This window comes from uncultured Rothia sp., assembly GCF_963507905.1.
Taxonomy (GTDB): domain Bacteria; phylum Actinomycetota; class Actinomycetes; order Actinomycetales; family Micrococcaceae; genus Rothia.
Genome location: NZ_CAUOUU010000004.1, coordinates 18,537 through 31,635, shown reverse-complemented (window position 1 = coordinate 31,635; position 13,099 = coordinate 18,537). Strand labels below are relative to the sequence as shown.

The 13,099-nt window shown below is 62.5% G+C and carries 10 protein-coding genes and 1 riboswitch; of the genes, 3 read left to right on the top strand and 7 right to left on the bottom strand.

All coding sequences use genetic code 11. The features are described from left to right. Positions 1-49: 49 nt before the first annotated feature. From RQ593_RS03805 to purN, 3 genes are all read right to left on the bottom strand, one after another. Entirely contained in the window at positions 50-631 is a 582-nt protein-coding gene (locus RQ593_RS03805) for a TetR/AcrR family transcriptional regulator (RefSeq protein ID WP_005506809.1), read from the bottom strand. 225 nt (positions 632-856) lie between these two features. Then, positions 857-2,467 carry a bifunctional phosphoribosylaminoimidazolecarboxamide formyltransferase/IMP cyclohydrolase gene (purH, locus tag RQ593_RS03800; protein WP_311449871.1) on the bottom strand — a complete coding sequence of 537 codons (1,611 nt, stop codon included), beginning with the start codon at positions 2,465-2,467 and terminating at the stop codon, positions 857-859. Between the two features lie 214 nt (positions 2,468-2,681). Then, the gene (gene purN / locus RQ593_RS03795; protein WP_311449908.1) at positions 2,682-3,263 is read right to left on the bottom strand and encodes a phosphoribosylglycinamide formyltransferase; all 582 of its coding nucleotides are present in this window, start codon (positions 3,261-3,263) and stop codon (positions 2,682-2,684) included. Positions 3,264-3,525: 262 nt separating this feature from the next. On the opposite strand from purN, the gene RQ593_RS03790 reads away from it, so the two are divergent. Continuing rightward, the gene (locus RQ593_RS03790) at positions 3,526-4,104 is read left to right on the top strand and encodes a 4-hydroxyphenylpyruvate dioxygenase (protein WP_311449870.1); all 579 of its coding nucleotides are present in this window, start codon (positions 3,526-3,528) and stop codon (positions 4,102-4,104) included. Between the two features lie 12 nt (positions 4,105-4,116). Here the strand turns inward: RQ593_RS03790 and RQ593_RS03785 are convergent, their stop codons facing one another. The 4 genes from RQ593_RS03785 to RQ593_RS03770 form a co-directional block, all read right to left on the bottom strand. Further along, positions 4,117-6,549 carry a DUF6350 family protein gene (locus RQ593_RS03785; protein ID WP_311449869.1) on the bottom strand — a complete coding sequence of 811 codons (2,433 nt, stop codon included), beginning with the start codon at positions 6,547-6,549 and terminating at the stop codon, positions 4,117-4,119. Between the two features lie 117 nt (positions 6,550-6,666). Further along, a complete protein-coding gene (locus tag RQ593_RS03780; RefSeq protein ID WP_049337480.1) occupies positions 6,667-7,101 on the bottom strand; it encodes a plasmid stabilization protein in 435 nt (144 codons plus the stop codon). Between the two features lie 10 nt (positions 7,102-7,111). Beyond that, positions 7,112-7,339, bottom strand: a complete 228-nt coding sequence (locus RQ593_RS03775) for a hypothetical protein (protein WP_005506796.1) — start codon at positions 7,337-7,339, stop codon at positions 7,112-7,114. 35 nt (positions 7,340-7,374) lie between these two features. After that, positions 7,375-7,509: riboswitch (SAM riboswitch) on the bottom strand. Between the two features lie 56 nt (positions 7,510-7,565). After that, a complete protein-coding gene (locus RQ593_RS03770) occupies positions 7,566-7,796 on the bottom strand; it encodes a hypothetical protein (RefSeq protein WP_311449868.1) in 231 nt (76 codons plus the stop codon). On the opposite strand from RQ593_RS03770, the gene RQ593_RS03765 reads away from it, so the two are divergent. Beyond that, positions 7,776-11,948, top strand: coding sequence for a DEAD/DEAH box helicase (locus tag RQ593_RS03765; protein WP_311449867.1), 4,173 nt, complete (start codon positions 7,776-7,778; stop codon positions 11,946-11,948). The two genes, RQ593_RS03770 and RQ593_RS03765, sit on opposite strands and share 21 nt — an antisense overlap. Before the next feature lie 199 nt (positions 11,949-12,147). After that, complete coding sequence (locus RQ593_RS03760; RefSeq protein WP_311449866.1) at positions 12,148-12,984, top strand: aldo/keto reductase; 837 nt, start codon at positions 12,148-12,150, stop codon at positions 12,982-12,984. The last annotated feature ends 115 nt before the right edge of the window (positions 12,985-13,099 follow it).

The window sequence follows — 13,099 nt, the reverse complement described above, 5'->3', positions numbered from 1 at the left end:
AACACACCCCGACAGGCTTATCATGGCAGTTTACGTAGGTCTGTGCGCCCTACGCCTGACGCAGAATAGCGGATGCATACTCCAGGTACGCCTCGCGAGCGCTTTCCTTCTTACCGCCAGCCACCAGCTGGGTCTGCACCACATAACCGGTCAGCACCGACAGCACCGCGGCACCAATTACGGTCAGCCACTCTTCAAGCTCCTCTTCGGTGAAGTCCAGCTCAGCGGCGCCCCAGGCGCGGTAGCGCTCCAGGGACTGATCGCGCAGGTAGCTCAGCTGCTCAGAAACCACGGTCGCCAGCTGCGGCATTGCCACAGCCTCGCCCCAGGTGACGAGCAGGTGACGGCGAATCTTGGGGGTGTCCAGCACCTTCAGGCACCCGAACACGTAGTCCCAGGGCTGTTCGGCGCGGATGCGGTCGAAGGGCGCCATGTCCATGCGGGCTGCCGCCAGGATAATCTCATCCTTGGAAGAGAAGTGGTTATAGATCGCTCCAGCAGACAGGCCGGTGGCCGCAATAATGTCGCTCATCGAAGCCTTCTGATAACCGTGCTTGATGAAGCATTCGCGGGCGGTCTCTACAATCTGAGAACGCCTGTTCTTTTTGTATTCTTCGCTGACTTTAGGCACAACCTAATCCTAGCGAACTTTTAGCCAATCCGTGCGCATCCGGGTCACCGTTGACGCGCCCTCATGCGCAAATCCGGCGCAAAATAGAGCAAAAATTCTATAAATACGACTGCCCACAATACGGATGCACGGGCACCAGGTATGAAAGCGGGGCACCCCGGGTTTACCCCAGGATGCCCCGCTCACAGCAGGTAGCTCAGCGCGTACTGAGCCCGCTACACATGTTTAGTGGAAGAAGTGGCGGGTACCGGTCAGGTACATGGTCACGCCAGCAGCCTTAGCCGCCTCGATAACTTCCTCGTCGCGGATCGAACCGCCCGGGTGCACGACGGCACGCACGCCGGCGTCCAGCAGAACCTGCAGGCCGTCAGCGAAGGGGAAGAACGCGTCGGATGCGGCAACCGCACCGCGGGCACGCTCGTTACCTTCACCGCCGAGGGTGTTCGCGCGCTCCACCGAGAGCTTGCAGGAGTCCACGCGGTTCACCTGGCCCATGCCGATGCCCACTGCGGCACCGTTATCGGCAAGCAGAATAGCGTTGGACTTGGGCGAACGCAGTGCACGCCAGGCGAACTCGAGGTCGCGCAGGGTTGCCTCGTCAGCTGCCTCACCGGCGACCAGGGTCCAGTTCTTCGGGTCGTCACCCTCAGCCTGCAGGCGGTCAGCCTCCTGGAAGAGTGCGCCACCGGAAATGGGGCGGTACTCGATAGCCTCACGGGCGAAGTTCTCGGGCAGAACCAGCAGGCGCAGGTTCTTCTTCTCGCGCAGGATCTCCAGCGCCTCGGGCTCGAAGCCGGGAGCCACGACAACCTCGGTGAAGATGCCCTTGACGGTCTGAGCCATAGCGGCGGTCACCGGGCGGTTAGCGGCAATCACGCCACCGTATGCGGACAGCGGGTCGCATGCGTGCGCCTTCGCGTGAGCGTCCGCAATCGGGTCAGCCGCGCCGGGGGTTGCCACAGCAATACCGCAGGGGTTGTTGTGCTTGATAACGGCAACAGCCGGCTCGTCGAAGTCGTAAGCGGCACGCAGAGCGGCGTCAGCATCAACGTAGTTGTTGTAGCTCATCGCCTTACCGTGCAGCTGCTCCGCCTGAGCAATACCGGGGGCAGCGGCGGGGTCAACGTACAGGGCGGCACGCTGGTGCGGGTTCTCGCCGTAACGCAGGGTCTCGCTGCGCTCAAAGCCCAGGCCAGCGTACGGGGGCCAGAAGTTAGCATCCTCATCCTGCAGGAACTGGGATGCGGTCCAGGTAGCCACAGCGGTGTCGTATGCGGCGGTGTGGGCGAATGCGCCAGCGGCAAGGCGGCGGCGCTCGTCCAGGGAGAAGCCACCGTTCTTAGCGGCCTCAACGGTGCGCGCGTAGTCGGCGGGGTCCACAACAATAGCGACGGCGTCGTGGTTCTTCGCGGCAGCGCGAACCATGGAGGGGCCGCCAATGTCGATCTTCTCGATGATGGCGTCCTGATCGGCACCGGATGCAACGGTCTCAACGAAGGGGTACAGGTTCACAACCACCAGGTCGAACGCCTCAACGTCCAGCTCGTCGAGGGTGTCGATGTGCTCCTGCTTGCGGCGGTCCGCCAGAATACCGGCGTGGATGCGCGGGTGCAGGGTCTTCACGCGGCCTTCGAGGCACTCGGGGAAACCGGTCACTTCGGTGACCTCGGTGACGGGTACGCCTGCTGCCGCGATGGTGGATGCGGTGGAGCCGGTGGAGACCAGCGCGACGCCAGCCTCGTGCAGGCCGCGGGCGAACTCCTCCAGACCGGTCTTGTCGTAGACAGAAATGAGGGCGCGGCGCAGGGGCACGCGATCGAGCTCAATGAGAGACACAAATACTCCGATGCTTTAGACGTGCACGCCGGTTCTCGGCGGCACAGCTGGTGGATGGACGTAGCCTGCCCGGATAGACAGGATATGTGTGGGGGTATTCCCCGCCGCTGTGCGTGACGCTAAGGTGAGCGCGTCAAATGGGCACAACGGAACGTGTGTGGGCGGCGGGGTTTGAGCTCGGCTCATTCCGCCGCGAAAAATTTAGTGGGCGAAATTAGCTGTCAGATGCAGTGCCGCGGGATTCAGCGCCGCGGGATTCAGCGAGAGACGCGATGGTCTGCACGAGCAGGCGGCGCTCCTGCACCTTAATGCGTTCGTGCAGGGTCTCTTCGGTATCGTCGTCCAGAACGGGCACTGCCGCCTGGGCGAGGATGGGGCCGGTATCAACGCCGGCGTCGACGAAGTGCACGGTCAGGCCGGTAATCTTCACACCGTGCGCCAGGGCGTCACGCACGCCGTGCGCACCCGGGAAGGAGGGCAGCAGGGCGGGGTGGGTGTTGATGATGCGGTTGCTGAAACGCTCGACCAGCTGCGCGTCAACAATGCGCATGAAGCCAGCGAACACAATGTAATCGGGGTTGTAGGAAGCGATCTTTTCTTCCAGCGCGCGGTTCCAGGAGGGGCGGTCGGCGTAGTCGCCGGGCTGAACCAGGAAGGTGGGTACACCCGCCGCCTGGGCACGCTCAATGCCCAGACAGGGCTTGTCGGCGCCCACTGCCGCAATGTCGAGGGGAAGCTCGCCCGCTGCTACAGCGTCGAGGATGGACTGAAGATTCGTTCCGGAGCCGGATACCATAACCACAATTCGCACCCGACTAGTATAACCCGTCTCACACCCTTATCCAAAGGGGGTAAGAGGTTCACAAAACACCCAAAGCCCAAAGGTGAGCACAAAGAAACCCCGGCGGGATGAATCCTCACCGGGGTTCACTGGAGTTCATGGGGGTTCATGGGGGTTCATGGGGGTTCATGGGGCTTCACCGGGGTTTGCTGGGCGCAAACTCAACAGGGCACGCACTCAATAGGTCACGGGCGCACGGGACGGTACCCTTATAGGTATGTCTACTCCCCCGCAGAACACTCCAAACAACGCACCGAACAACGCACCGCAGCAGCCCACCCCGAGCAACGGCGCACCGCAGAACCAGCAGGTTCCGCCGCGAGCGCCGCAGAACATGATGCCGCAGCCTCGAGGACCTCAGGGTAAGAAGCCGCGCAAGCCCATCGACCCCATCGAACAGCAGAAAGCGAATATTCGCACCTCGCTCATGCTGATTGCTGCCGCGCTGGTGATTTTTGCGGCGTCTTCCTTCGTGCTCTCCACGATGCCGCTTTTCTTGGCGCTCTTCATCTTCGCTCTCGCCGGCATTACCCTGAGCATTATTGCGATCGTGCGCACCGCGGTCTACCGCGGCCCCTGGTTCTTCTACATTGCCGCGGGCGTCAGCATTATCTACGGCGCGATGACCCTGCTGGGCGGCATTGGTCTTGCCCTCATGCCCGGCGCGCAGGAGTACCGCGAGTGCCGCGCCGCCGCGCTGACCCAGACCGACATGTACACCTGCGACCAGAAGTTCCAGGGCACGATGGACAAGCTCACCGGCACGTCCAGCTCTAGCTCTTCTGCAGCTCGTTAGGGGTTCTGCGCGCTAGTTCTTCTTGCGGGCGTTAGAACCCTGCGCATTAGAGCCCTGGGACTTCGAGGAGCTGACATCCAGCGGGGGCAGCTCCACGGTAGACGCCTCATCGGTCACCAGCGGAAGGATGCCGGTCTGGCTACGAACCTCAAAGATGCGGCTCATCGCCTGATCGGCAGAGAGGACATCCAGCTCGCGATCCACAAAATCACGCTCTAGGTCGTTCTTCTGCTTCTTGCGTGCCGCCTTGGCCGCCTTCTTCGCCTCGCGCTTCTGCGCACGCTCAAGCGCGCGGTCCTGAGCGGAATCCTGCGGGGCGGGTTCAGCGTGGGCGCTCTCTGCCGCCTCTGAACCCTGCGCTGCGGCGGGCTGCTCAAGACCAAAACCGAAGTACGCCATAATGCGGCTCGCACGGCCCTTCGAACGCGGCGTCTGCTCTGCGGGCTCTTCAACAGCGTTCTCACGCTCAGCTGCCACAGGTTCGGCAGCCTCGTAGACGGGCTCCTGGATCAGCTCGCGAGTCTCCTCCTCGGAGGGGTCATGAGCGTATACGGCGGGGTCATAGGTGCTGTGTTCGTATGCAGTGTGCTCGTTGGAGGCAGGCTCAACAGATGCTTCAATGCTCTCGTAACCCTCAGCCTGCCCAGAGTCAACGTAGGCAGAGTCAGCGTGGGCAGAGTGCAGGTAATCGACCTGCTGAACGGCCTCAATCGGCTCGTACTCCTCAGCGGGGCTCTCTTCAGCAGCAGCCTCTTCGGAAGCGGGCTCTTCAGCCGCCTCTTCACGCTCTTCAACGATGTCTGCAAAAGCGTCCGCCGCCGCACGCTGCGCCAGCTGTTCGGTCGCCTCCACGGGGACGGCAACCACAGGCTCCTGCGGATGCACCGGAACGTGACCGGTCGCGACCTCAGATACAACAGACTGTTCAGGCTCAGCAACGTTCTCGGAAGTCTGTGCGCGTGCCGCCTCCTCAGCTTCACGTTCAGCCGCCTCACGCTCTGCTGCTTCACGCTCTGCCGCTTCACGTGCGGCGGCTTCCTCAGCCTCACGCTCCATACGCTCCGCACGCGCCTGCGCACGCTGCTCACGGTACTCCGCAAAACGCTCACGGGTCGAGGCAGTAAAGCTCATCAGACGCTCACCCAGGTTCGGGCGCTCATCCGCAAAACGAGGCAGCTCACGGCTGCTGTCCGGCACCAGGGCGCGGCTCAGCAGCATACCGAAAGTCACGCCGGCACCCACCGTCAACGCGGTATGCGCCGCGAAGGTCAGCGGCTCAGCACCAACCTCCGTAAAACGACCAATACCCAGGGAGCCGTACGAAATCCAGCCCAGCCACAGGGCACCAAAGGACGTCAGAATACCGGTCACCACGCCCAACGCCACAGCAGAAATCAGCGCAGACAGCGGGCGGAAGGGAACCTTCAGCGCAACCCACTCATCCAGGTGATCCTCACCCTCACGCAAGAACCACCAGCCAGCAATCGCACCGGCAGCCAGCGGCACCAGCAGACCCAGCAGGCCGGCGCTTCCCAGGGACTCGGGCACAGCGCCCAGAATCGGAAGCATCGGCAAAGTACCGGCATCGCTACTGGTCAAACCAACCGAGGTACCCGCGCCAAAGGAGAAACCGGCACCGGTCGACCACGCAATCGCATAAATCACCAAGTTCGGCAAGAAACCCAGCTGCAACAGAGTCACCGCAGTATCACCCACAGCACCCGCGTGCAGCTCCTGGTAGGTGGCAACAATCTGCGACCAGCCCGCCAAAATACCGATACCCAAAAGCACCGCACCCAGACCAATCAGCGCCACAAAAGCAACCACCGCGGCACGCACCACAGCCCAAGCGTACGAACCCGCCCACCGCGAATACTGACTCATCTGCGAAATCTGCTCCGCAGTATCAACACCCACCATGCGCGAAAGCGAACGCGCCTCACGGTAGCCACCCCACATCAGACCAGCCACCACAATACCCAACGGCACCAGGGCAGCATTCAGCGCCTGAAGAGGCTGAGGATGCGGGCTCGCCCAACCGTACATCGCCGAACTAATCAGCGCATAGGTCACCGAACCGGACAGCACCGGAATCAAAAACTCACCCTCATACGAGGCGCGCGCCAGGCGACGACCCGAACGGTAACAAAGCAACAGAGGCAGAATACTCAAACCCAGCGGCACCAGCGTCATCGTGCCGGCAGAAGCACCAAAAGCAGCCGCAAGATCCAGCGGAACACCGTGAATCAGAAGCCACAGGTGCGCCGACATGGCGGCCACGGAGGAGAACTCCATGTCGCCAAAACCCTTAGTCGCCCACACGGCAGACATCGCCGCAAACACGGCAAGCGCAGAGAACAGGGCAGTAACAATTAGCTCAACAACACCCTGAAGCCACAGAGGCATGGGCATGGAATAACGCGAGATAGGTGAGGTGCTTTTCATCGTCCTTCAATCATGCCACGAATTAACGACGAAACCCGCCTCCGATTAACACTCGAAAGCGGGTTCTCACAACTATTCACACAGGTATGCACGCGAGGACGCGCATCCGACAAAGTTTTAATCCTCAGTCCACGGGTTGGAAGCTTCAACACCCCAGGCGCGGTACACCTGCGCCTTAGAAGAAATCAGCTCCAAATCATAGGCACTCGCGCTCGCCGCCATCAGACCCTCCAGGGCGGCGGTAGGCAGCGGACCGGCATCATCACGACCCACAGCATGCACGCCGCGCGGCGCCTGACGGCCCGCCCACTCGAGGCTCACGCGCGCATCCACATTAATAACGTGGTCGCCAAAGCGCTCAAGAAGTTCGGTAATCCAGCGATCAGTTTCCGGGTAGGGGTACAGGCCCTTCAGCTCGCCAATACTCAGCACAGAAATGTACATGTGCCGGAACGAGCGGCGGCGCAGAAAAGCGACCACGGCGGGGTCTGGATCCGCCTTACGGATCTCCGCAAGAACGTCGGAGTCCAGGAGCATACCGGAGAAATTCATACCCCTAATGCTACGCTACGCGCAGACCGGCGTACTCAATAGCGGGGATGCCCTCAGGGTTCGGCAGAAGAAGGAAGTTCAGGAACTCGTCGCGCTTAGAAGAAATGCGGGAGTAATCGTCAATGCTGACTGCGGTGTATCCGCCTCGCGCGGGGACAGCTGCGGCACGCAGGCTTTCCTGGTAGGAGCGGGAGGGGTTCAGAGAGATTGCTGCTTCGGTTGCAGAGCCGTTGTACATGTGACAACCTGCGCCGTGAGTGGCGCGATCCTTTCGCGTTGCTCTTGTCTGTACCAATTACCACCGGTTATTCCGGTGGTGAATACAAACCGCTTCGTCATCCGAGCCACCCGTGAACATGGGGTTGGCGTTCGACCATAGTCGGAGCTTATCAGTCGAAACTCTTGAAGCTGGGTTTAGCTTACAGCATTTTCTCAAGTTAAGTAAAGCGTTTTTTGAAAGAGATTTAGATTATTAGCGTTTTGGCTTGTGGGAACGTTTTAAATGGGGTGAATTTTTGATACTGTGCGGAATATCTTATGTGAATACCGGTGTTTTTATGCGTTAAAAACTCCCCCACCACAAATACGAAATACACCCCAAACCACCGCTCAATAGTCGCCCCGGCAACCAGCCCGGCAGTCAGTCCAACAGCCAGCCCGGCAGCCGCCAGCAAATGACCGGCGACAAGGCGCATACCCGCACAATACGCGATAATGAGCTGGTGAGCGCCAACAATCCCTTCCCCGAAATTCCCGTCACCGTACCGCAGATCATTCGCCAGGCCGGGCACCGCACCTACCAGCGCGGCGTCGCCTACCAGCGCAACCGCGAAGTCATCCGCTACAGCTACGACGAAGACGAGCGAACCCTCACCGGGCTCGTCAACGGAAGCACCATCATCCCCTACGAAGTGACCATTCGCTTCTTCCCCGCCGTCAGCGGCTCCGCAACCTTCACCGCCCGCTGCACCTGCCCCGTGCTCACCGATTGCAAGCACGCCGTAGCACTCATGCTCACCGCGCTCGACCGCGCCTCCGTAGCGAAAAAGGCACTCAGCGAACACCCCGGACCGGTCGGCGTACCCGGTGCCGCGGCAAAGGACGCGGCAGAGGCAAAGGGACCCGCAGATTCAAAGAGCGCGGACGTTGCGGAGGCGAAGAAAGTCGCCGACCCGCTCGCGGCGCTACGCGCCTCCGGTGCGCTCACCACCGCGGCGAAACTGCCCGCGCCCGATGCAGCGACTGCCGAGCCCGCAAACCCCCAGGGAAGCTTTGCACTCAACGAGCTAGGCGCCTCCCCGAGCCTGCAGGCAGAGGCATCCGCAACCAAAATCTCGGCATGGCGACGCGATCTCTCCTCCGTTCTTTCCGCACGTCAGGACCTTGCAGGCATTGATTCAATGCGCGTGAGCGGTGCCCTGGATTTCTCGCTGAGCGTCTCCGGCTCCTACGCGCGCGGCCGCAATATGCCCGGCGCAACCCCCAGCATTAACCTGCTCGCCCGACCGCTCATGGCGTCCAAAACCGGGCGCTGGATCAAGGGCGGACTCAGCTGGGAAACCTTCGCCTCCAGCGTGGGCGGGCCCGTCGGGCGGCACGAAATCTACCCCGAACACGAACGATTCTTCGCCGAGCTCTACTCGATTGCCCGCCCCTGGCAGAACATGTACTCCTCGCACCGCGACTGGATCTCAATCAGCGCTTCTGCCTCCACTCTGCTCTGGGACGTACTCGCCCGCGCGGAGGATATTGGTCTGCCGCTGCTCGTCAACGGTCGCGAGGTGAACTACGCCGTGCTGAGCCCCGCGCAGGTGCGCCTGCACGCCGCCGCCAGCGAAGAGAAACACGCGGAAGGCACCGGACTGCAGCTTCAAGCCGCGCTCAGCTGGGAAGGACGCGAAGGCGAACTACTGCGCCAGCTCTGGCTACCCGCCGCCCACTGCCACCCCATCGGCACCCCGCGCACCGGCTTCTTTGCCCTGGGCGGGCTCGCCCAGCAGGAGTACGAGCAGGCGGCAAAGGCGGTGCACTGGAAGACCGCGCGCCCCGGTGCGCTGGACGAGGTGGGTCGCGAATCCTTTGTGCAGAAGGAGGCGCCGGCTGAGGAGGCTGAGAATAGCGCGCCGACGATTGCCCCGGTACAGGGTGAGCGGGTGCGCTACTCCCCAGCTGTGCCCGAGCTGCCCGAGGGTGTGGAGCTGGCGCTCATCCCCCTGGTTGAGCCGCTCGATGCCGCCTCCGAATCGCTCATTAGCGCCGGAACCGTGCACATTCCCGCCGCGGAACGCGCCACGTTCCAGAAGGAATACCTGCCCGCGCTCAGTCGTTCCATTCCCTCGCTGACCCCCGATCCGGCGCTGGCGCTGCCGCGCGTGAAGCCGCCGCATCTGGTGCTTGAAATCAGCTTTGACGAGCAGGTACGCCACGACGCGCAGCTGAGCTGGCATTGGGAGTACCCGCTGAACCCCTTCGCGGAGGACAGCGCAGAGGAGGCGAGCGCCGAGGATGCAAGCGCGCAAAATCCGGCGACTGGCTCCGATGTGCTGTCCCTGCCGGTTTTCGGTTACCCCGGTGAAGAGGGTGGCGAGGTTCGCGATGAGCGTTTTGAGGCGCGCGTACTGCGTTCGGTGCGCACCATTCTTGCCGCTCACCCGGCGCTTTCCGGGCTGGAAGAGCGCCGCATCGAAGGCTGGGAAACCCGCGAGCTGCTCAGCGCGATTCTGCCGAAACTTCGCCGTGTTTCCGCTGTTCAGGTGCGTTTTAACGGCACCCCGCCACAGTTCGTGGAGACAACCGACGCGCTCATTGAAATCACCGTGAACGAGGGCAATTCTCGCGACTGGTTCGGCCTGGGCATTGCGGTGAAGGTCAACAATTGGACTGTACCGTTTGCACAGATTTTTGAGGCGCTCGATCGCGGGGCGGACCGTATTCTGCTCGGTAACGGCACCTATTTCTCGCTGCGTCGACCCGAGTTTAAGACCCTGCGCACCCTCATTGCGGAGGCTCGCGAACTCGACGATGCGGGCGGTGAGCTGCGCATTAACCGTCACCAGGCGGGGCTGTTCTCTGAGCTGGAGTCGCTGGCGGCGAGCGTGCATACGACCGCGCGGTGGGATGCTCAGGTGCGTTCGCTGCTGGAGCTGGTTGAGGGCCTGGAGGATGCCGAAGAGAGCACCGAAAAGGGTACTGAAAAGGGTACTGAAAAAGCATCTGACAAGGGTGCTAAGCGTTCCTCTGCATCTCAGAAGGCTTCCCGTCGGGTGATTGCTCAGCGCCCGGTGCCCACCGGCCTGCAGGCGACCCTACGCCCCTACCAGGTGGAGGGTTTCCAATGGCTGTCCTTCCTGTACGAGCAGCGTCTGGGCGGTATTCTCGCAGACGATATGGGTCTGGGTAAAACCGTGCAGGCTCTCGCCCTGCTCGCCCACGCGATCGAGGAGCATCGTGCCGCCTCCGAGCGTGCTGCCTCTGAACGTACCGCCTCCGAACATGCTGCCGGGCGCGGTGAGAGCGTCGAGCCGTTCGCGCCTTTCCTCGTGGTCGCGCCGACCTCCGTCATCGCCAATTGGGCGGCGGAGGCTGAGCGATTCCTACCCGAGGCGAAGGTCGTGACCATCACCGAAACCACCGCCGGTAAGACCCCGCTGGCTGAGCGCATCGCGGGGGCACACCTGGTGCTGACCAGCTACACGCTGCTGCGCATGGACGAGGACGCGTACACCGGCTACGCCCGCACGCTGGGCCGCACCGTTGACGAATCCACGGGCGAACTCTCCGCCCCCGAAGGCTGGGGTGCGCTCCTGCTGGACGAGGCGCAATTCGTCAAAAACACCGGCACCCGCGCCTGGTCCATCGCCCGCGCGATGCCCGCCCGCACCAAGATCGCGATGACCGGCACGCCCATTGAGAACAACATCATGGAGCTGTGGGCGCTGCTGGCGATTGTGGCGGACGGCCTGTTCCCCTCCGCCCGCGCGTTCCGTGACCTGTACGCTCGCCCGGCGGAGTCCGGTGAGGACCCGGCGCACGCCGCGGCGACGGCTGCTCGTCTGCGCCGGCGCATCCGCCCGCTCATGCTGCGCCGCACTAAGGAGCTGGTGGCGGCAGAGCTTCCGGCGAAGAACGATACGCGCGTGAACCTGCCGCTGGCTGCCGGTCACCGCCGCATCTATGACACGCATCTGCAGCGTGAACGTCAGAAGGTGCTGGGTCTGCTGGAGGACATGGACAAGAACCGTTTCACGATCTTCCAGTCGCTGACCCTGCTGCGCCGCCTGGCGCTTGATGCCGCGCTGATTGACCCGGAGGCCTACGCCGGGGTGTCCTCGGTCAAGCGCGACTACCTGGTTCAGCAGCTACCCGACCTGCTAGAGAAGGGCCACCGCGTGCTGGTGTTCAGCCAGTTCACCGGCTACCTCAAGAGCATTTCGGCGCGCCTGGCGGAGGAGGGCATCGGCCACCTGTACCTGGACGGTTCGACCCGCAACCGCGCCGAGGTCATCGAGGCGTTCACGAGCGGTCAGGAGCCGGTGTTCCTCATTTCGCTCAAGGCTGGCGGTTTCGGTCTGAACCTGACCGAGGCGGACCACGTGTTCATCATGGATCCGTGGTGGAACCCCGCCGCCGAGCAGCAGGCGGTGGACCGTATTCACCGCATCGGCCAGGACAAGGAGGTGCACGTCTACCGTCTGGTCGCCGAGGGCACAATTGAGGAGAAGGTCATGCAGCTCAAGGAGTCGAAGGCCGCGCTCTTCGATGCGGTGGTCGGTGAGGGCGAGTTCGCCTCCGCGGCGGTGACGGCTGAGGATGTGCGTGAGCTCTTTGCGCCGGCTGTCGAGCGATAGCCGCCCTCGAGCCCGAGCGGTAGCCGCCCTCGAGTCTGAGCGGCATTTCTGGCACCCGTCATTTTTTGTCATTTGGTTACGCCTCAGGCTAGATTCGCGCCCGATTCTGCTGCGGCTCTTCTCAACGGGGGCTCTGGGGCGTAGCCTTGAAGGACTACTTACGGAGGCGCCGCCTCCCCATAGATTCCAAAGGAGCAGCATGAGCTACAACGTACCCAACGTAAAGTTCAACAACGGTCGATCCATTCCGCAGCTGGGCTACGGCGTGTGGCAGGTTGAGGACGAGGTTGCCGAGAAGGTCGTGGCCACCGCCCTGGAGATCGGCTACCGTCACATCGACACCGCCGCTATCTACGGCAATGAGGCGGGCGTGGGCCGCGCTATCGCTAACTCCGGCGTGGCTCGCGAAGACATCTTCCTCACCACCAAGCTGTGGAACTCCGACCAGGGCTACGAGAGCGCTTTTGAGGCGTTCGAGGCGTCCCTGGAGAAGCTGGGCACCGATTACGTTGACCTGTACCTGATTCACTGGGCTAAGCCGCAGCAGGGCCTGTACCTGGATTCGTGGCGTGCGCTGATTGAGCTGCAGAAGCAGGGTAAGGTCCGTTCCATTGGTGTTTCGAACTTCCCCGAGGAGCAGCTGCGCGAGATTATCGAGGAGACCGGTGTGGTTCCGGTCATCCACCAGGTTGAGCTGCACCCCTACTTCTCGCAGGAGGCGCTGCGCGCCGTTCACGCCGAGTACGGCATCGCGACTCAGGCGTGGAGCCCGCTGGGTAACGGTAGTGACCTGCTGCAGAACCCCGTGCTGGCTGAGATCGCGGAGCGCCACGGCGCAACCCCCGCGCAGGTCGTGCTGGCGTGGCACCTGGCTAAGGGCACCGTGGCTATCCCGAAGTCTGTGACCCCCTCCCGCATTGAGGAGAACCTGGCGTCGGTGAACGTGAAGCTGACCGCCGAGGACATCGCGGCTGTAGATGCGCTTTCCAGCCCCGAGGGGCGTATTGGCGCTGACCCGGCGAACATTGACTTCTAAGGTGTAGCTCGGGCGTATAGCTCGATACACACCTAAATAAAGCCCCGACAGGCACGGATAGTGCTTGTCGGGGCTTTTGTACACTCTTGCGGGAGCTAAGGTTTTAGAGAATGCT